Raw genomic sequence first — 20,075 nt, forward strand, 5'->3', positions numbered from 1 at the left:
CTAATAGTATTAGCGACTCAAACGAGTCTAACTAACCCTATCCTATGGACATATAGTATTAAGAACGGAAGTTAACAAATTGCAGTTCTACAGGGATATCCAATTGTTTTAACATTTGGATTACTGCTTGCAAATCATCTTTATCCTTACCAGATACGCGCACTTGATCCTCTTGGATAGATGCTTGTACCTTAATTTTCATGTTTTTAATTGCTTTTACTACTTCTTTAGCATTTTCTTTAGTAATGCCTTTTTTAATAGTAATGATTTGGCGAACTGTTGCACCTGCTGCTGGTTCAACTTTGCCGTAGTCAAGATTTTTAATCGCTACATTACGTTTAACCATCTTGCCTTTTAATACATCGATAATGGCATTCAATTTGTATTCATCATCACCGATGATTTTGATAGTGTCACCTTCAAGACTAATTTCCGCTTTAGAACCACGGAAATCATAGCGCGTACCAATCTCTTTTTTCGCTTGGTTTACCGCATTATCCACTTCCTGCATATCCACTTCGGACACAACGTCAAAGGAACAATCTTTAGCCATTTTATACCTCCTACACCTGAACCTATTAGGCATAAGGTTCATAGCATTACTTTCATCATCCTCATATTCCAAGTGAAAATGTAAAACTACACCAAATCGGAATACATCTCTATAATTATACCTTAAAATACGCTTATTTTCTAGGTAAATCGATTTTCTTAATTATGATTGTTAGCTATGTATTAATGAAGCTTTTATAAGTATAGTGAATGTTCTCTAATACGGTTATGCAATACACAAGACAAATAATATAAAAAAACTATCAACATACATAATACATGTACATCGCTAGTTTCTATATAACGCTATTACGTTGTATTTAGTTTATAGCTAAGAACTATAACTAAACAATACTAATTAAGCATAAATAAAGGCAATACAAATTCAAAGGAATTCTACAACCCATTATATTATAAAACGTTTACCGCATCATATGTAGGTTGTACAAGCCATTCGCCTTTGGAGTTCATAATTCCCCATTTGCCTTTAGACTTAACAGAACTGAAACCATGGTTAAAGGACTTAGCGTCTTCAATAATTTTGTTTGTATCTTTAAATAAAATATGACCATTATTATCTATGATTGTATAGCCCTCTTTACCAGTATGAACCCATGTTACAGTATCGTTGTTGAACGGTTCAATAGTTGCTTCTGTTTGAGCAGAATACAAGGATTTACCACTATTCATATCGATAAGGTTTTTAACATGATCTTTCACAACCACTAAACGATCAGTCCCTGCAAAGGAAATAGAATCATATTTGAAGGTTACTACTTGCTTACCTGTTGATACATCGAAAATGCCCCATTTCTCAGTCTTATTGTCTCTTAACGCTAATAGACCATTTAATTTATCCATTTCACCTGCATCGTAATCGCCTGGTTGAATAACAACTTCACCTTTACGGTTCACAAAGTATAAGTTACCAGCATCTTTAATTACCGTACCATAAGCTGTGATAGGCCATACTTTATCTTTTTTGCTGTCAATTACAATATTACCAGAACGATCGATATAGCCACGTTTTGCACCATCATAGGCAAAACCACCTACGTGATAATGTTGACCACCTAAAAGCGCACCTCCAAGGATACCGCCCACGATGAAGCCACCTACAAGACCACCTAAATTAAAGCCACTCACAGAGCGGCGGTATTCAGCCAGACCATTACGGTATCTATATACCTCTTTAGATGGAGCATTAAATAATTCTTTACCAGTACCATCAATCGCTACGATTTTACCTTTAGCATTTTTAACAAAAGCACGGTCTTCGCTAAATCCAGTCACGATTTGACGGAATTGTGGAGCAATCACTACTTTATCATCAGTAGTTTTAAAGCCATATTTACCTTTTTCTTTAAACTCTACATAAGAATCACTTGCATACTCTTGAGTTGCTTCTTGTTTTACACGTTCTTTTAAAGCTTCCTCTTCAGAGATTTCTACACCCTTAGGCGTAACCCAAGTGTCTGTTTTCTTATCTACTTGAGCTAACACATTGCCCGTTTTATAATCAACATCTTTAATTTCTTTATACTTAGGCTCAATGGCAACGGTACCGTCTGGACGGATAACACCCCATTTACCACCTTGTTTCATAGCTGCTAATACACCATGTTCAAGGACTTCGTCATTTTTGAAAGTAGTGCCTTTACCAGATTTTAAAGATTTAGGTGCATTGCGATAAGGATTTAATGCACTCGCCACATCAGCTGCTATATAGCCAGAAAGTGCACTACGCTCTTCAATTTTTTGAGGAGTCATAACACCTACACTAGCTTTTGTGCTTTTAGTGGAGCTAGAGCTCTCTGTACGCACAGTAGAAGTTGATGTAGTCGTTGTATGTTGCTCACGAGTTACACGTGTACTAGTAGATGTTGGTGTATCGTGATTTGTTACCGTTGTGCTACTAGTAGATGTTGTAGTAGATGCCGCAAAAGTTGTTGTAGACATAGCCGCTAACACACATGCGACTAATACAGATTTCTTGTTAATATTCATAAACCTCTCCTTTTATAGAATAAGCTATAACCATACAGTCATTAACATACATATATAGTTCATAAAATATACTGTTATAACTAAACACACGGTTTTACAGTAAAAAAAGTTCACACATAAATAATGTATAAAATTTAATAATTCAAATTATACTATATGGACCTTCATAAAAACAACGAATTATGAAAAATTCTTCATTTTTATTTTATTTGTTATAATAATACGTATGAAAACAGCAACAATAATCGACTTAATTGTAGATTCTGATGTACACACACAATCTATAAATCATATTATAAAACAACAGCATATCTCCCAGCGCATGAGACGACGTTTACGAAGTGATGGCATCATAACAATTAATGGTAAACCTGCTACCTGGAATACGCTCATTCACGGTGGCGATCATCTCATTATGAAGTTAACACCAGAGCAAGAGTTTAGTTTAAGCCCTATGGAACTAGATATCATATATGAGGACGAATATATTTTAGTCATTAATAAGGCGGCTGGTATTCTTATGCACCCTACTTCTACCGTACGAGATCATACGCTAGCAAATGGTGTACTTCATTACTACCAAGAAACAAATCAGCATTATGATTTCCATCCCGTACACCGATTAGATAAGGATACCTCAGGTATTGTCATCATTGCTAAAACATCAGTGGTCCAACATGCTTTTGATAAAAAACACACCTATTTTTACAAAAGCTACGACGCCATTGTAGAAGGACATCTCCCGTCTGTGCCTATAAGCATTAACTGGCCTATAGGTCGTAAACCAGGCAGTATCATTGAGCGTTGTTGTACAGACCAAGGAAAGCCGGCTCGCACAGATATAACAGTGATTAGTAAAAATACAAGCAAAATTAACTATAGTAAAAACAACTCTGATAATTTGATTAATAATAGTAATATATGTCCAACTGACAACTCTCTAATAGATCATAATCACTTTACTCATGTGCAATGCTTATTACACACAGGGCGCACTCATCAGATTCGAGTTCATTTATCTCAACTAGGGTATCCACTAGCTGGTGATGACTTATACGGTGGTCATCTAGAATTTATTCAACGCCAAGCACTGCATGCATCGCACGTAAGCTTTTACCATCCCATAACAAATGAATGGATCGAACTGCATGCAGAGATGCCAGAGGATATGAATGTATTGCTGAACGATTGAGCTGATATAACACCACTAAATAAATGCTAACACACAGAAATAACCCACATGGGTCACAAAATAAGACGAAATTTATGCATAAGTTATACAAAAAATATTGGCCCTTTATAGTGTTTCTTGATATACTTAACTTGAATTGATATATGATTGCAATAACAGAAATGCATCTAGTTCTTACAAACTAGAAATATTAGCAGTCACGGTATTAATAACATGATATAACAGGCCCTATGGCCAAGGAGGACAACATGCCATTAGTTACTACTACAGAAATGTTCAAAAAAGCCTATGAAGGCGGCTATGCTGTTGGCGCTTTCAATGTAAACAACATGGAAATCGTACAAGGTATTGTAGATGCAGCAAAAGAGGAACAATCTCCTCTTATCTTGCAAGTATCTGCAGGCGCACGTAAATATGCTAAACATATTTACCTTGTAAAACTTGTGGAAGCCGCTCTTGAAGACAGCAATCTACCAATCGCTCTTCACCTTGACCACGGCGATTCCTTCGAAATTTGTAAAGACTGTGTAGATGGTGGTTTTACATCTGTTATGATTGATGCATCTCATCATGATTTCGATGAAAACGTAAAAATCACAAAACAAGTTGTTGAATATGCTCACGCTCACGGCGTTGTAGTAGAAGCAGAATTGGGCCGTTTAGCAGGCGTTGAAGATGATGTAAATGTATCTGATGCAGATGCTCGCTTCACTGATCCTGAACAAGCTGCTGAATTTGTCCATCTCACAGGTGTAGACTCCTTAGCAATCGCTATTGGTACTAGCCACGGTGCATACAAATTCAAAGGCAACCCTTACCTGGATTTCGATCGTTTGAAAAAAGTGGGCGAATTATTGCCTAACTTCCCAATCGTATTGCATGGGGCATCCTCCGTATTGCCTGAATTCGTAGCAAAATGTAATGAATTTGGTGGCAACATTCCTGGTGCACAAGGCGTACCTGAAGAAATGCTTCGCAAAGCAGCTCAAATGGCGGTTTGCAAAATCAACATCGATACAGACCTTCGCCTCGCTATGACTGCATCTGTACGCGAATACTTGGCTCAAAACCCATCTGAGTTTGACCCACGTAAATATTTAGGACCTGCTCGTGATGCTATTAAAGGCATGGTAGCTCACAAAATCAAAAATGTATTAGGTTCTTCTAACAAACTATAATCAATGGCTAGTGGATTTTTAAAAGGAACCTTAATTTTAACAATTGCCGGTTTCGTAGTGAAAGCCATCGGTAGTATCAACTGGATTCTTCTATCTCGCATCTTAGGTGGTGAAGGCATCGGTATCTATCAGATGGCCTTTCCTATCTATTTGTTACTATTACAAATTTCGAGCGCAGGTGTGCCGATTGCCATCTCTATTTTGACGGCAGAACGATTAGCCTTACACGACTTTGGTGGTGCTAAGAGAGTATTCAATATTTCTTTTACAATGTTGACTATAACAGGTTTTATCGCCAGTCTTGCCATGTACTTTGGTGCAGATTGGTTAATCTCTAGTGGTCTCATTGCTGAAAGCCGTGCCTACTACTCTATCATCGCGCTCGCTCCGGCAGTATTCTTTGTAACATGGATTTCCTGTTTCCGCGGGTATATTCAAGGCTATGAAATGATGACGCCCACGGCGATTAGCCAAATTGTAGAACAATTACTACGGGTTATCGTTATGCTTGGTGCTGCTGCTATTTTATTGCCTTATGGCTTACCAGCCGCAGCAGGTGGTGCTAGTTTGGGTGCTGGTGTAGGTGCTTTTGGGGCCTTCCTGGTGCTGTTGTATTACTACTACAAATTACCTAAGGCTAGTAGTACTGGTGAAAGCTACGATGGTCCTCGTGAATCAGCTAAAGAAATTTTGTCACGACTCTTAACATTGTCTATACCAATTTCCTTAGCAAGTATCATGTTACCGTTGACGGCGAATCTCGACTTACTTATCGTACCACGTCGCTTATTAGATGCTGGGTTCCCGATGAACGAAGTAACAGAACTATTCGGTTACCTTACTGGGATGGCGGTGCCACTCATTAACTTGGCTACCATCATTACCGCAGCCCTTGCGACAAGCATTGTACCTGCTATCTCTCATGCCTTTGCAAAACGCGATCATCAAGGTATCTATGATCGCACTGCAGGCTCTATGCGACTAACATTTATGGCAACCGTACCATTTACAGTGCTATTATATGTACTTGCTGCCCCAACCGTTACACTGATTTACAATGCGCCTAAGGCAGAACTAGCAACGCAAATCACGGCGTTCTCTATATTCTTCCTAGGTGTACATCAAGTAACAACAGGTATCCTACAAGGTCTCAACAGGCCACGTATTCCAGTCATAAATATGGGGATTTCTCTCATAATCAAGGTCATCCTTAACTGGACACTGACCGCTATTCCTTGGCTGGGCATCGGCGGTGCCGCTTGGGCAACCGTTGCTGATATTGGCTTTGCGGCATTACTTAACTTGATTTATATCAAAAAATACACAGGCTACTTCCTTGATATTTCCCTTCTTTGGAAAAACGTGGTCAGTGCTGGTGTTATGGGTATACTCATCTTCTTGAGTTACCACTATTTAACAGATATCTTACCAATGTGGGCTAACTTTATACTCACTGGTATCGAAGGCTTATTGCTCTACGTTATTATCATGGTCCTTTTAAAAGGCCTCAATAAAAACGATGGTGCTAGCATGCCACTCGTTGGTAGATTCTTTAGATAAGCTATATATACTTACATAAAAATAGGTTCCTAATAGTCACCTATATGACCATTAGGAACCTATTTTTTATTTACTTATTTTAATCTTCTTCTTATTTTAAGCCTGTATACCTATCATTGTTAAAATTTCCATTATAATTGGAATTACTACAACAAATAGTATGGTACTAATCATGACTAAACCTGTAGCAAATGGCAAATCAGCTTTTGATTCATTAGCTACAATCGGCAATACTGCAATAACAGGTCCTGCTGATTGTACAACAAAGGTGATGATTGCAATTGGTTCTTGAACTATACCTGCTCCATATTGTAAAACCATAATCAAACAGAACATGATAATCGGGGAAATAACAAATCGTCCTACAATCCCACCGATGGAGTCTTTATTTAAACGCATGCTCTTTAAACCCGTATCATGAAGTACAATACCAATATAAATCAAGGATAATGGGGTTACCATATCACCTAAATAATTTAAGGTAGTATGCAAAATTGGAAGTAAAGGAATTTCAAAGAACAAGAAAATTAATGCCACAAAAAAACCTATCAAAGGTGGTGGTAATAACTTCTTCCAATCAAATTTATGCTTCTTGCTTTTACCTTCAATAGATACTGAACTATTATGTATACTATCAATCTTATGGGATCCATTATTAAAATCTACTTTAGGATTTGGCAGTGGATCTAGTTCTATAAGAAATACCCCTACCATCCATACGGAAATAGTGTTACCGATGTAATATAACAGGAAATACGGTAGCGCATCTTGCCCAAAGAGTGCAATTTGCACTGGTAACCCAATAAACAAGCAGTTATCATTTACTACCATATTGATAAAAATACCACGTCGTCCTTTAGGAACTTTCAGCATTTTCATCATAATGAACGCTACAATATATGCAATAACATATGTTAGGACAACCACTAACATGCCATATCGTAAATTCCATATATCTGAAGTATGTAGGTGATGTAATACGGATATAAATACTCCCGCTGGTAATGCAACCGACATGATAAATCGCGATAAATTACCACTAAAGGTAGGGTTAAACATGCCCTGTCCTTTTAATATATATCCTAACAAAATAAGTAGCACAATAGGTATGATACTTTGCAAAGATGTTAGAAAAACCATAGTAAACCTCCCGTACAGTTCATTCGTAGTTTATCATATCATGTTTCGCAATAAACTTATACAACTATATCTTGAAAGAAAATATAGTAAAATGTATCAACTTTAACATATTTTCTCTATTATAAGTCTTATAATTATATCTATTAGTAGTGTTTTTATCCATAAAAATCTGATACACTAACATCAGGTTGTACAGATTTTTACACATATGAGGTGATATTATGACGAAACCATTTATTGGCATATCTGGCAATATCTTACGAGATAATGGTGGTCCTTACGTAGATTTATTGCGTTCTTACGTAAACCAAGACTATCCTCGTTCTATTGAGGAAACTGGTGGCATTCCTGTTATAATTCCATTTACCGAAAATCTTGATGTAGCTCGCGAAACGGTAGCAAAGCTTGACGGCTTGTTATTATCCGGCGGTCATGATGTATATCCTCTTCACTATGGAGAAGAACCTTTGCAAGGTCTTGGCGATGTATTTCCGGAGCGCGATCGATTCGACTTTGCTTTAATCAAAGCAGCAGAAGAAAAACAAATTCCTATCTTTTGTATCTGTCGTGGCTTACAAATCTTAAATGTATATCGTGGCGGCTCTTTATTCCAAGATTTAAAATATGATCAAAACTGTACAATAAAACACTCTCAGAATCAAACACCTTCTCTTGGCACCCATACTGTAGAAATTGATTCCAAATCAAAACTAGCTGGTGCTATAGGTTGCAATACTTGGATTACGAACTCCCATCATCACCAAACAGTTAAAAATGTCGGTAAAGGATTACAAGTTGTAGCAAGAGCTAAGGATGGTACTGTAGAAGGTTTAGAGGATCCAGCCTATCCTTGGTTAGTAGCCTGTCAGTTCCACCCAGAAATGATGTCTACAAATGATGAAAATGCAAAACGTTTATTTACTGCATTCGTAAAAGCAACTCAAGAAAATATAACTAAATAGTAGGAAGATTGTATCATGAAAGAAACAGGAAAATTTGGCTTTTGGAGTATTGTACTCCTTGGCATCAATGGTATTGTAGGAACAGGTATTTTCCTACTACCTAATAAAGCATATTCCATAATTGGTTCCGCTAGTTTAGGTGTACTCTTATTTGACGCCGTTATCGCTGGCTGCATCGCCCTTTGCTTTGCAGAAGCAGCCAGTTTATTTACACGCAATGGTGGTCCTTATCTATATGCAAAACATGCTTTAGGTGACTTCTGGGCATTTGAAGTGGGTGTTCTTAAATGGATTGTTACCGTCATTGCTTGGGCGGCTATGGCCGTTGGTTTTGCTACAGCATTAGGTGCTGCAGTACCAGCTTTAAGTGGTGATTTTGCAAAGGATGTCATTTCATTTATCTTAATTGTAGGCCTTACGATTGTAAATATATTTGGTGTTAACGTATCCAAATTTGTTAACAACTTAATCACTATATCTAAGCTAGTTCCTCTTGCCCTATTTATTGCAATTGGTATTTTCTTTATAAATGGAGCTAACTTTACGCCAGTCTTCCCTCAAGACATCTATGTAGATGGATCATTTGCTCAAGCTGCGGTTCTTCTATTCTTTGCCTATACAGGGTTTGAAGTCATTGCCATTGCTGCAGAAGATATGAAAAATCCTAAAAAGAACTTACCACGTGCTATTATCATGTGTATGCTTCTTGTATCGGTTCTATATATGGCGATCCTCGCCGTATCTATTGGTGTACTTGGTACAGATTTAGCAAATACTAAGGCTCCAGTACAAGATGCATTCAATGTGATTGTTGGACCTATTGGCATGTATATCGTATTAATAGGCACCTTAATCTCTATGGGTGGTATCAACTTTGCTGAAGCTTACTATGCGCCTCGTGTAGCTACATCCATGGCGGAAGATGGTATGCTACCAAGTGCGTTGGCAAAACGCAATCGTTACAACGCACCATATGTAGCAGCCATCGTTACTGCCATTGCCAGTGTTTTACTTGCCTGGTCCGGCTCCTTTACTACACTAGCAGCCATCAGTGCAGTATCTCGCTTTACACAATATCTACCAACGTGTTTGGCTGTTATTATCTTCCGTCGCAAATGGGCAGACAAAGCTCGTTCCTACACAATCCCTGGTGGCTACTTAATCCCAGTCATCGCTATCGGCACATCCCTATGGATGCTTGCCCAAGCTCAAACTAACCAATTATTATGGGGTCTAGGCGGCTGTATCGTAATCTTGCCATTCTACTACTCCTACTGGAAAAAGAAAAAAGCTGGTCTCATTAAAGACCATGACGAAATGTAAATAATACAAAAAACTACCAGTTATTCACAATATCTAGTGACTTATCCTTTCATAGTAGAAGGTCTGTTTAAAAGATATATGTTTAACTGGTAGTTTTTATTTTATCTATTAATCGTAATTAAATTAGCTCTATCAAAAGAGTCGTATCGACTAATATAGATTCTCTTCTATAATAGTGTCCTTCGTTAAGTCCTCTTCGATATAACCAACTTCATCGGTAGCTTCGTCTTCGTCACGTGTATCGATATAGATACTAATAAGGGCTAATGCGCCTTCTTCATTGAGGGTTGCAATGGTACTCATAGGCCCATAGGTTAAAATAAGACCATCTTCTTCATCGCGAATGATATGAGGCACCGCATCAAAGTGTTGGTTCATTAATTGATCAAAGTAATCCTCTACATCTAGGCCGCTTTCAAGGGTTATAGATTCAGCATCGCCTTTTTGGAATACAACGCGTGTGTCTTCATCGATATATTGATAGAAATCGTCTACATCAACATTCGCGGTTTCAAGCCATATACTAAGGGCTGTAGTCCAGTCTTTCACAGTAGTAGGCGCAGAAATAAAGGCATATTCGCTTTCATCAGTGCCAAAACGAAGATCATCATACTCGATACTATAATTTTCTTGGCTTGAAACGATACGATCTACAAGTCCTTCATCATTTACGTCTACAAAAATCATGTACACGTAATTATCGTTACTTTCATAGGAAATGGTTAAACCATGACGCCCCTCGTGAAATAACGCATCCTCCTCATACACATCAGTAATATGCATGACCTTGCAAGTAACAGGTACATTATCAGCCTTGATGGACTCAGTCATAGAGGACAAAAACTCAACAGTTTCATTGCGGTTTCGTCCAATGATGCCACGGCCTGTAGACAGATACTCACAATCTTCACTTAACATATGTTCAATACCGTGAATATCTGCGGATTCAAGAATAGATTTTATCAATAAAAGAGCTTGTATTTCAGTCATACTACGCCTCCTATACACTGTACTTATTACTTCTATTATTGTAACACAATTATAATAACTAATAGGTCTATTCTCTTGATTTTCTACATATTTATCATATACTTAAAAAGTACATATTGATTTAAAATCGGAGGCCCCTATGAAATATACTACTATCGTTTTTGATTGCGACGGCACATTGCTCAATACAGCTACAGATTTAGCCAACGCCGTAAATCATGTACTACGTACACATAACTTCCCTGAAAAATCGCTAACAGAGGTAAAAGTAGCTCTGGGTAATGCAGTAACCTATTTGATGCGTCAATGTTTACCAAGTACAGTAGCTGATCATGAATTAGATCCATACATTGAGGAGTTCAAAGCTTACTATGGTGAGCATTTAAAAGACACAACAGCTCCTTACCCAGGCATCCTAGATATGCTTGATATACTGCGTAAACAAGGTTATAAATTAGCCATCGTATCCAACAAAATCCAAGAAGGTGTAACGCCACTCAATAAAGAGTACTTTGGTGATCGTTTACCTGTTGCCATTGGTGAAAGACCAGGATTACAACGTAAACCAGCACCAGATATGGTACTACAAGCCTTAAAAGAACTAAACTCTACACCGAACGAATCTATTTATGTAGGTGACTCTGAAGTTGACGTAGCTACTGCAGAAAACTCCGGCCTACTTTGCATCGGTGTTACATGGGGCTTTAGAGAGGAATCTCTCCATCAAGAACTAGGCGTCACACATATTGCCCGAAAAGCAGACGATATTGTAAGCATTGTTGAAAGCTTAAATAAATAATAATTTCCTTTAGGTAAAAGCATATTATAATAGTTTGAAAACTATATAAACTCTTGCACAACAAAAGAGGTTCCTAATGGTCACAAGTTGACTCATAGGAACCTCTTTTTAATTTACTTTTACTATACCCGTTCAGCTAAATATTACAGACTGACTAAATACATTAGGATACACAAATATGGAAGTCTGATCAAAAACACCTTATTTATAACTAAACTGCGCATCCATAATCATTTTGCGCAACTGCTCAATGCGAACACCATTTGGTAGCTGGTCTCTATAAAACTGCAACTTATAATAGTAACGAGTATCTTCATAATCAGTAACTAATACCATGTCCGTCCTATTATGTAATGGCCAGCCATACATAAATTCAGCTAGTAAACTGCGCACACCATCATTATCGACCTCTGTTACATCATGCTTAACAGGCAATACCATCTTTGCAGTAGGTTCAGGAACCGTTCTATCTTTAACAATTTTTTCAATCTCTTTATCTAAAGAGATACTTGTATTATCGATAGATCTAGCCTTCACATGCATAAAAACACCATCAGAGGTTCTAAAGGCTCTGCCATCTATATCTTTAGTTTCCCCTTTAGTCTCTACAGCATCCTTCAATACACGGAACTGATACGGTCCATAAAACTTGGTTGCTGTAATAGCATCTAATTCTTCATCATATTGGCCATTATGTACATTCGTAACATGTATGATAGGTCTTATATCCACTGCTTGTGAAAGCATTGGTGCTACAAAACATAAACCTAAAGTCAATAGCATAATATAACGTTTCATATGAGTTTCCCTCTCCCTAAAAACTATTATCTTATTTGTATTGTAACATAATTTATCTATCCTATAATAATAATTACAAAGCGAAAAAGGTTCCTATTGGTCACCTAGGTGACTATTAGGAACCTCTAATCTATTTACTTTTATTATCCACAACACTATATTGAACTTGAGGCCTCTAAATGGGTCCAGCCTTTGCTAATCTTCTAGAGATTGGCGGTGATCAATATGAGTACATTCAAAGTGTTATCATTAATGATTTCCTTTGGCATACTTGTGGCGACCATTATCATGGCAGCTAAATGAATTGACATCTAGCAAAAGTTAGCTTTTCACAGAATTAGGCTATGAAAAAAGGCCCGACTGTGAAGTCAGACCGTTTCTTCAACATTAAATTCTAGAAGCGAAGTCTGGCGACCAAACCATTTATGCCTCACTTTGATATAAATTATATCATATCTAAACAAGGAAAGAAATCCAAAGATTTCTTTCCTTGTTTTCAATTATAAATCATCATAATGCATACGATAGTGACTTAGATCACCGACAAGATGTCCTTTCAATTGCTATATTTGTAATATATTCCTACTGGGCTGACGGATACGTAGAATTGACTACATGCACAGTAGCACACATCGTGTGATAGCCGACCGTCTGGGCAAGCTTTTGTTCAGATGGTCTTTTTTATTGCCTTCTCGTAACAAATGCTTCTTTATCTATATCTGAGTATCTCACCTATATGAAAGGAGTTTTCTTATGAGAAATCGTTGGTTTATTGCATTAGCAGCCATTGGTTTGCACATATCCATTGGTAGCGTATATGCATGGAGTGTACTCACACGTCCTATTATGGCAGATATGGGTTTTACTTTATCGCAAACAACATGGACATTCTCGTTAGCCATTTTAATGCTCGGACTATCTGCGGGCTTTCTTGGCTCCTTTGCAGAAAAAATTGGCCCTAAGAAAAGTGGACTTCTCGCTATGTTATTCTGGGTAACCGGATTATTGGGTACGGCCTATGCACTTAGCATACACAATCTTACCTTACTCTATCTCTTCTACGGCATCATCGGTGGCATTGGACTAGGCATTGGTTATATAACACCAGTTTCTACGCTCGTGAAATACTTTCCAAATCGCCCAGGATTTGCTACTGGTTTAGCTATTATGGGTTTTGGATTTGCTTCTCTCATTGCAGGGCCTCTTATGCAATTCCTCGTAGCTCAATTTGGATTGGTAAATAACTTCATTATCCTCGGTGTAATCTATCTAGTGATTATGGGTGCCTCTTCGCTCTATTTGAAAGCACCTCAACAAAAACACTCAACTCGAACTACGAAAGATAAATCTACCATGTACGTTCATACCCATGGCATGCTAGCCAATGATGCCATGAAAACTTGGCAATTCGGTGCCCTTTGGTGGGTATTCTTTATTAATATTACCTGTGGTATAGGTCTACTATCCTTAGCATCACCTATGGCGCAAGAAGCCATTGGTATGACACCTACAGCAGCTGCATCACTGGTTGGTATCATCGGTATCTTCAATGGCGGGGGTCGCATTGCATGGTCTACGATCTCCGATTACCTTGGACGAGCAAAAACTTACATACTTTTCTTTATTATAGAAATCGTCGCATTCTATTTACTCGCCCAAACCAATAGCGCCCTAACATTCCAAATTTTAATTCTTCTCATTATCACCTGCTATGGTGGCGGGTTCTCCTGTATGCCAGCATATCTTGCAGATCTCTACGGTATACGCCAACTTTCTACCATTCATGGTCGTATTCTAACTGCTTGGGGATTAGCGGGCATCACAGGCCCTATGCTCGTATCATACTTTCACGAAGCAGGATATGGCTATACTACTGCTTTAGAATGTTTTGCCGCTCTATTTGTGTTAAATACAATTATTGCTATAGTCCTAAAAATATACGGAAAACGAGAATTACACAACTAATAACTCCATTTAAGCATGGAGAAACGGCCTGACATGATGTCAGACCGTTTTTTCAATTATAAATACTAGAAGCGAAGTCTGGCGACCAAACCATTTATGCCTCACTTGGATATAAACTATATCATATCTGGACAAGGAAAGGAGTCTAAGGATTTCTTTCCTTGTTTTCTTTTATAAACCTTTATTGTACATATAAATTCTTTATAGAAACATCTATAGTAACCTATGCCTTATAATCTAGTAATCTACTATAGTCATTGCAATTTATTCGCTTAAAAATCCTCTAAAGTATATATAGGCAAGTACCTTTGGGCAAATGCAAGATTTTTATTGAGTTCAGCCCATTTCGGAGCATCACCAATAACATAGATATACTCCCTTGCTCTTGTAAAGGCTACATTTACATTGTTAGCGTTAACCCATTTAATAGCCCCATTAGCCGTGCCATCGCTTTGACAGCCTAACATATAAATAACGACTTTAGCCTCTTTACCTTGGAAGGTATGTACAGTCCCTATATTATCATCTAACCAATCTTTCTTATTATCCTCCTTGGTCCAATTCACAATATCATTACTAAGGGATCCCATATACTTTTTAAACCCATATGCAACACTAGTAAATGGTGTAATGATAAAAATATCTTTAAACTCCACATTTCTTGCTCGTAACTTTTGAATCAGTTCAAAAGCAATTTGGCCTTGTACTTGTATATATCGATCTTTACCCATAGTAGATTCAATATTACTTGTATCATATGTTATCCAACAGCTCTCTTTGCATGGCTCAATAGACTCTTTAGGCTCCATGGTCTTATTAATCATAAAGCCACCATAAGATAACTCATTAGCTACTGTAAACATAGGATTCTTACAGCGTCTATGAATAACGAGCGGGCAACCGACCCAAGATTCGGAACCATCAAGATTTTTGATAATGCCTGCAAATGGATTTTGTGCATCAGCTAAGCTTTGTACAGATAGCTCTTTACTCCGATATTTACCAATACCTTCGCCACCAATTTTTTCTACAAACAAATCCTGTACAGTTTGTACAGGTTCAATCTGTTTAGGATCACCAACTACTACGGCCTTCTGCGCACGGAACAATGCCCCTACAAGCATATGAGGTGACGCCTGCCCTGCCTCATCAATAATAATGGTACCTAACGAGCTTTCAGATTTACAATTAATCAAAAATCTCTCCACAGCAGCAAAGGTGGAGGAAATAACTGGTACTGCAATCATCAAGGAATTAAGTAATGCAGGGAATATGGCATCAAGGTCAAAATTTTTCTGTAAATTTTTCCTATCATTTAATGAGCCCCAATACTGACTAAGTAATTGCATATTTTTTCTGAAAGCATCACTCATAACAACAGTCTTTTGTACTTGTAAGGCATTGTATAACAAACGTTCTCTACATTCATTTAAGTAGTTACACACATATAAGAACGCTGTATGGGCCTCTGCTCGGTCCTCATCAGGTGACATTAACTTTGATGCTATATCATCAAAACAATGTATCGTGTCTTTATTATCAGTTTTTAATATACCTAAAATATCTTGCTGTGTATGTTCTGCATTTTGGACAGTACCATCAAGTTCTTTAATATCAGATAATAGACCATCTTTCGTATTGATTATAAATTCACGCTCATTAACCAATTTGTGTAATGCATCTAATTCACTTTTAACATTTTGAAGTTTTGTAGTCTCGTCTTCAATAACTGATAACAATGCAGCATTACTCATGGCTTCTAAAATAGACCAGCTAGTAGCACTCCAAATCTTATCAATAATAGAACGTTTGCTGTTCAACTCTATTAATTTAGACTCAATACTATTTTTACGCTCTATCAACTTCAACAAATTATCATCTAAATCATAATACTTACTTAATTGTTCATTGATTACAAGAACTTCCTCTTTTAATTTATCGATTTTACCCTTTAATTCTTGAATCAAATGAATATTCTCTTCATAGGCTGTTACATAAGTAAATAATGCTTTTACAAGATTATGTTGAGCCTGAAACTGTTTCTTGGCACTTTCAAAAGCATCTTGAGCACTAGGCATACGCATAATAGAGGACATATCTGAGGATAATACATCTAATACTGGCATAAATGTGTTTATATTAGACTTCTTACCAAGTCTCGCAGAAATTAAGCCCCATTGTTCATTACTCTCTGCTAAACGATCTGCTAAAAAGGTAAAATATACCTCATTAGATTTAACAAATTGATACTTCTTATCCTTAGCAAAATAAGATAAATCAACCTGTTGATTGGAGGAATCTGGATGAAATAATGTAGACCCATCAGTCCCCTCTTCCACAGAGGAAATATTTGGCAATTCTAATGTAATATTTTCAACGGCCTTATTATTTGATGAAAGCACCAGCATGCCATATAATGCAATATCACTAGGTATATCATAGTAAAAAGAGATCCCATCTCGGCCCACAACCTTTTTGAAGATATCATTTACATGATTACTTTCACAAAACTTAGCAGCACGTTCAACAATATTACTAGCAATGATATCCTTCAATAACGTAGTTTTTCCTGTACCAGGAGGCCCATTAACAGAAAAGACGTCTTTAGGATTCTCCTTAGCAATATTAACAGCAATTTGCTGCATAAAGGATAAGTTAAACTTTGAAGGCCATCTACCATATGGTAATACCTTCGGATTATACCATTTACGCATCTGCTTAGTATCTTTCAACAAATCATAATGCTCAATATCCTGATTAAGACTATTGATATAAGACAATACCTTATTATTATCCTTTAATGTATCGATGCGCTGTAAGACCAACTGTAAATCATCAAGGAAAAAGCTAGATTTTAAAACATTTACAGGCATTGTATCAGCTTTAACAAGCTGAATCTCCTCGACCGTAAAGCCACAATAGCCATAAACATCGCCAGCACGGAACATGGTAACGCCCATAGGCTCCAAGATATGCTTTTGTATATACACATTGATCACATGTGCAGCCTCATCAAGGGATATCTTTTCTTCAGGAAGATTAAAACCATCCTCAATTTCTTTAACAACTTCATCCCAGCCATCTAACTTAATATCTTTAAACTCCACATCAGGCTGAAACATCATTTGATAAATTACCCAAATAAAAGGAGCAATTTGTAGACTGCCCTCTTTATAGTATCCCTCCGCATCAACGATAAATGATGCACTATACACATTTCCTAAATATGGTTTTTCAGGATATTCAATTTCTAATTTATCAATGAAAGCCTCTAATATTTCAGTCCCTTTAACTACACATAACAGAACAGCATGTTCATCATCTAAAACATAGTTTTTTTCATCCTTAAAATATTTAATCTCATCAATAATAGAGTAATTATAATGATCATTTGGTAACGGTACTACATACGTAGAAACACGCGAATTTGTTCTTTTCCAATAAGGTTTTATTACAGACTGTTGATAAATAGTAATTGTATCATTTTTACTTTTAAATATGAGTTCTTTAATATACTTCTTAGGAATTGCTTTATACTTTGGAACTTCTTTCGGTTGTAAACACTCAAGTGAATACCAATACTTTATAATTTGCTTTGCAGTATCTCTCATCTATACCTACCCTCTCATTAGACTAATGAAACTATTATATAAGTAAAATAAAGAGATTTCATGAAAATAAAATAAAAACAGTCCACCCGTAAAGCCAGACTGTTTCTTAAAGATGTTACAACATTAATAATACTTAATGTTTCTCATAAATTTTTAAAGGTACTATATTATTTAGTTGCTATGGTTCTAAATGCACTATTATTTTTCTTTTATCTAATTTAAATTCACCAACTAAACTACAATCATGTAACCTATTTAATAAGAATAGCCAAAATAGAGTTAAATAATATTGAAACTATTTTGAAATCTACATATTCCCTATTTTTTTTAAATATTTAATATAAATATCCTTTAAGCGAACTATATTCTCTAAAGTATCGTGCATCAAATCGTCATAATTACTATCATCATCAAAATTTAATCCCGGTATCTCTAAAATAACTTCTGATTGTTTTAAACTATCAATGTTTTTCCATATTAAGGGATACATTACATCTTTTTCAATATCATCCTTAAATTTTTCAAGTAACTGATATAGATTTTTATTATCACGAATACATAGGGCTATTCTAATACAATGTGCTTTATCAGTAAGTTTTATCTCCATACGAACATTACTTACACCAAGAGATATAGACATTCTATCCTTAGTATTTGCTTTTCTATTTTTTAATATTAAAGATTGAGTAGAACTATATTCTATAAAACGAGACCAAAAGTCATATCGAGCAGCTTGTGAACGATTTAATGTTTTATTTCTAGATTTCATATTTCCATTTTTAATAAAATCATTTGGCATTTGTACAATTTCAAATTTAGGAGCTGGCAAAGAGTCCCCGATTCGATAAGCCTTTAATTCAATTAAAAAGAAATTAATATCATTCTCAGTATTATTATTTAACCATTCAATAGCACTCTTATGTTCTGAACGTGCATTTGTAACAATCCAAATAATTTTTGAAGCATCTAATCCTGATGCATAAGTTATAATTTTTCCTAAATGATCATGGTTAGAACTTTCTAGTTGATTTTCAATAATAACAATTTTACCTTCATTATTATCATCCTTAGCTACAATATCACATCTATATGAGCCTACAAACTGTTCAGTTTCTATACCAGTAAAGGCTATCCCCAAATCTTCTCCTAAAATTGATAGATTTTCTTCTTTTGCAAGCCATGATGAAAAATCATATTGCTCATGAGCCCATAAATCCCGCACAGGAACAGCTTCCAGTTTCCCTATATTCATAAATCTCCCCTTAAATAACTACCACTCAATTGAACTTATAACAAGTCAATCTCTAATGCTTTTCTTAGTAAAGATACTAATTCTTCATATAATACTGTAGCTTCATCCAAATTACTTTGAATATCTTGGATTAAATTATGATTATCATAACTTAATCCTCTAATTTCATCCAATAGTGTTTCTTTATAAATTAATATACTATTTAATTTAAGGGTAAACTCAAATAAAGCTTTGAAATCTTCTTCCTTTATATATAGTCGAACATATAGCAAGTGTTTTTTCAATTTATTAATTGAATTATAAGCACTTAAACATTTGCTGCGATTATACCAATACACTACCTCTTTTAATGTTCTAGTCTTATTTAGTTCCCATTGATTTATTATATAAATTTTATCATTTTCATCTAATGAGATTTTATCTAAATAGTCAGAAATTTCCTGTTTAGTGTATCTAGAAAAATCAGGATGTTCTTAAATCGGTGAAGCAATATTACTCACAAAACTATAAGCTTGTACCATACATTGATTAACTTTTATGATTCGCTTATGTTTTAGTTCTATATAAATACGATAACTAGTTAAATTATGTTCAAAAGAGTATTTTAATTTTTCAAGTTCAGAATTCCACTTCTTTTGTTTTTTAAATTTATAGATAGTAAAAATTATTGTACATATAGAAAATAAAATAGATGCGTTATATGATATATCTGAAATAACACCAACAGCTTCCATGGCCCCTCCTAA

17 protein-coding genes and 1 riboswitch are annotated in these 20,075 nt (G+C 36.0%); of the genes, 8 read left to right on the top strand and 9 right to left on the bottom strand.

Annotation, left to right across the window (positions count from 1 at the left end):
* Positions 1-58: 58 nt before the first annotated feature.
* On the bottom strand, positions 59-553 hold the full coding sequence (locus tag ACGHIY_RS05710) for a YajQ family cyclic di-GMP-binding protein (protein ID WP_004696277.1): 495 nt from the start codon (positions 551-553) through the stop codon (positions 59-61).
* A 410-nt stretch (positions 554-963) separates the two neighbouring features.
* On the bottom strand, positions 964-2,559 hold the full coding sequence (locus tag ACGHIY_RS05715) for a WG repeat-containing protein (RefSeq protein WP_287532931.1): 1,596 nt from the start codon (positions 2,557-2,559) through the stop codon (positions 964-966).
* 226 nt (positions 2,560-2,785) lie between these two features.
* Between ACGHIY_RS05715 and ACGHIY_RS05720 the strand changes: the two genes are divergently transcribed.
* The 3 genes from ACGHIY_RS05720 (at position 2,786) to ACGHIY_RS05730 (ending at position 6,489) form a co-directional block, all read left to right on the top strand.
* Positions 2,786-3,751, top strand: a complete 966-nt coding sequence (locus tag ACGHIY_RS05720) for an RluA family pseudouridine synthase (RefSeq protein ID WP_008601276.1) — start codon at positions 2,786-2,788, stop codon at positions 3,749-3,751.
* Positions 3,752-3,999: 248 nt separating this feature from the next.
* Entirely contained in the window at positions 4,000-4,929 is a 930-nt protein-coding gene (gene fba / locus ACGHIY_RS05725; RefSeq protein ID WP_004696283.1) for a class II fructose-1,6-bisphosphate aldolase, read from the top strand.
* Positions 4,930-4,932: 3 nt separating this feature from the next.
* Positions 4,933-6,489 (top strand): polysaccharide biosynthesis protein, encoded by a 1,557-nt coding sequence (locus tag ACGHIY_RS05730; RefSeq protein ID WP_008601278.1) that lies wholly within the window; start codon positions 4,933-4,935, stop codon positions 6,487-6,489.
* Positions 6,490-6,585: 96 nt separating this feature from the next.
* Here ACGHIY_RS05730 and ACGHIY_RS05735 read toward each other — a convergent pair whose 3' ends face one another.
* Positions 6,586-7,629 carry an AEC family transporter gene (locus tag ACGHIY_RS05735; RefSeq protein WP_008601280.1) on the bottom strand — a complete coding sequence of 348 codons (1,044 nt, stop codon included), beginning with the start codon at positions 7,627-7,629 and terminating at the stop codon, positions 6,586-6,588.
* Between the two features lie 221 nt (positions 7,630-7,850).
* Here ACGHIY_RS05735 and ACGHIY_RS05740 point away from each other — a divergent pair, with 221 nt between their 5' ends.
* Positions 7,851-8,591, top strand: a complete 741-nt coding sequence (locus ACGHIY_RS05740; RefSeq protein ID WP_008601281.1) for a gamma-glutamyl-gamma-aminobutyrate hydrolase family protein — start codon at positions 7,851-7,853, stop codon at positions 8,589-8,591.
* A 15-nt stretch (positions 8,592-8,606) separates the two neighbouring features.
* Positions 8,607-9,914 (top strand): APC family permease, encoded by a 1,308-nt coding sequence (locus ACGHIY_RS05745; RefSeq protein WP_008601283.1) that lies wholly within the window; start codon positions 8,607-8,609, stop codon positions 9,912-9,914.
* 150 nt (positions 9,915-10,064) lie between these two features.
* Here the strand turns inward: ACGHIY_RS05745 and ACGHIY_RS05750 are convergent, their stop codons facing one another.
* Positions 10,065-10,904 carry a hypothetical protein gene (locus ACGHIY_RS05750; RefSeq protein ID WP_024061928.1) on the bottom strand — a complete coding sequence of 280 codons (840 nt, stop codon included), beginning with the start codon at positions 10,902-10,904 and terminating at the stop codon, positions 10,065-10,067.
* A 139-nt stretch (positions 10,905-11,043) separates the two neighbouring features.
* On the opposite strand from ACGHIY_RS05750, the gene ACGHIY_RS05755 reads away from it, so the two are divergent.
* Positions 11,044-11,703 (top strand): HAD family hydrolase, encoded by a 660-nt coding sequence (locus tag ACGHIY_RS05755; protein WP_008601288.1) that lies wholly within the window; start codon positions 11,044-11,046, stop codon positions 11,701-11,703.
* A gap of 201 nt (positions 11,704-11,904) precedes the next feature.
* On the opposite strand, the gene ACGHIY_RS05760 is transcribed toward ACGHIY_RS05755, so the two are convergent.
* Complete coding sequence (locus ACGHIY_RS05760) at positions 11,905-12,501, bottom strand: hypothetical protein (protein ID WP_008601290.1); 597 nt, start codon at positions 12,499-12,501, stop codon at positions 11,905-11,907.
* A gap of 252 nt (positions 12,502-12,753) precedes the next feature.
* Between ACGHIY_RS05760 and ACGHIY_RS05765 the strand changes: the two genes are divergently transcribed.
* Together ACGHIY_RS05765 and ACGHIY_RS05770 are read left to right on the top strand one after the other, a co-directional pair.
* A complete protein-coding gene (locus ACGHIY_RS05765) occupies positions 12,754-12,804 on the top strand; it encodes a hypothetical protein (protein ID WP_353511575.1) in 51 nt (16 codons plus the stop codon).
* Positions 12,805-13,077: 273 nt separating this feature from the next.
* A riboswitch (ZMP/ZTP riboswitch) is annotated at positions 13,078-13,165 on the top strand.
* Positions 13,166-13,254: 89 nt separating this feature from the next.
* Positions 13,255-14,466: an OFA family MFS transporter gene (locus tag ACGHIY_RS05770; RefSeq protein ID WP_008601292.1), complete on the top strand. Its 1,212-nt coding sequence runs from the start codon at positions 13,255-13,257 to the stop codon at positions 14,464-14,466.
* Between the two features lie 272 nt (positions 14,467-14,738).
* On the opposite strand, the gene ACGHIY_RS05775 is transcribed toward ACGHIY_RS05770, so the two are convergent.
* The 4 genes from ACGHIY_RS05775 to ACGHIY_RS05790 all read right to left on the bottom strand — a co-directional run bounded on the left by ACGHIY_RS05775 (position 14,739) and on the right by ACGHIY_RS05790 (position 20,063).
* The gene (locus ACGHIY_RS05775; protein WP_390525354.1) at positions 14,739-18,077 is read right to left on the bottom strand and encodes a DEAD/DEAH box helicase; all 3,339 of its coding nucleotides are present in this window, start codon (positions 18,075-18,077) and stop codon (positions 14,739-14,741) included.
* Between the two features lie 307 nt (positions 18,078-18,384).
* A complete protein-coding gene (locus tag ACGHIY_RS05780) occupies positions 18,385-19,329 on the bottom strand; it encodes a DUF4268 domain-containing protein (RefSeq protein ID WP_008601297.1) in 945 nt (314 codons plus the stop codon).
* Between the two features lie 35 nt (positions 19,330-19,364).
* A complete protein-coding gene (locus ACGHIY_RS05785) occupies positions 19,365-19,667 on the bottom strand; it encodes a hypothetical protein (protein ID WP_390525355.1) in 303 nt (100 codons plus the stop codon).
* 135 nt (positions 19,668-19,802) lie between these two features.
* Positions 19,803-20,063, bottom strand: a complete 261-nt coding sequence (locus ACGHIY_RS05790; protein ID WP_390525356.1) for a hypothetical protein — start codon at positions 20,061-20,063, stop codon at positions 19,803-19,805.
* Between the last annotated feature and the right edge of the window lie 12 nt (positions 20,064-20,075).

Origin of the sequence: Veillonella parvula (assembly GCF_042850485.1) — a bacterium.
Taxonomy (GTDB): Bacteria; Bacillota; Negativicutes; order Veillonellales; family Veillonellaceae; genus Veillonella; species Veillonella parvula_Q.

Bases quoted from the DNA above. Each gene is read 5' to 3' on its own strand.
- ACGHIY_RS05710 (WP_004696277.1), bottom strand. From the start codon at position 553: ATGGCTAAAGATTGTTCCTTTGACGTTGTGTCCGAAGTGGATATGCAG.
- ACGHIY_RS05715 (WP_287532931.1), bottom strand. From the start codon at position 2,559: ATGAATATTAACAAGAAATCTGTATTAGTCGCATGTGTGTTAGCGGCT.
- ACGHIY_RS05720 (WP_008601276.1), top strand. From the start codon at position 2,786: ATGAAAACAGCAACAATAATCGACTTAATTGTAGATTCTGATGTACAC.
- fba (WP_004696283.1), top strand. From the start codon at position 4,000: ATGCCATTAGTTACTACTACAGAAATGTTCAAAAAAGCCTATGAAGGC.
- ACGHIY_RS05730 (WP_008601278.1), top strand. From the start codon at position 4,933: ATGGCTAGTGGATTTTTAAAAGGAACCTTAATTTTAACAATTGCCGGT.
- ACGHIY_RS05735 (WP_008601280.1), bottom strand. From the start codon at position 7,629: ATGGTTTTTCTAACATCTTTGCAAAGTATCATACCTATTGTGCTACTT.
- ACGHIY_RS05740 (WP_008601281.1), top strand. From the start codon at position 7,851: ATGACGAAACCATTTATTGGCATATCTGGCAATATCTTACGAGATAAT.
- ACGHIY_RS05745 (WP_008601283.1), top strand. From the start codon at position 8,607: ATGAAAGAAACAGGAAAATTTGGCTTTTGGAGTATTGTACTCCTTGGC.
- ACGHIY_RS05750 (WP_024061928.1), bottom strand. From the start codon at position 10,904: ATGACTGAAATACAAGCTCTTTTATTGATAAAATCTATTCTTGAATCC.
- ACGHIY_RS05755 (WP_008601288.1), top strand. From the start codon at position 11,044: ATGAAATATACTACTATCGTTTTTGATTGCGACGGCACATTGCTCAAT.
- ACGHIY_RS05760 (WP_008601290.1), bottom strand. From the start codon at position 12,501: ATGAAACGTTATATTATGCTATTGACTTTAGGTTTATGTTTTGTAGCA.
- ACGHIY_RS05770 (WP_008601292.1), top strand. From the start codon at position 13,255: ATGAGAAATCGTTGGTTTATTGCATTAGCAGCCATTGGTTTGCACATA.
- ACGHIY_RS05775 (WP_390525354.1), bottom strand. From the start codon at position 18,077: ATGAGAGATACTGCAAAGCAAATTATAAAGTATTGGTATTCACTTGAG.
- ACGHIY_RS05780 (WP_008601297.1), bottom strand. From the start codon at position 19,329: ATGAATATAGGGAAACTGGAAGCTGTTCCTGTGCGGGATTTATGGGCT.
- ACGHIY_RS05790 (WP_390525356.1), bottom strand. From the start codon at position 20,063: ATGGAAGCTGTTGGTGTTATTTCAGATATATCATATAACGCATCTATT.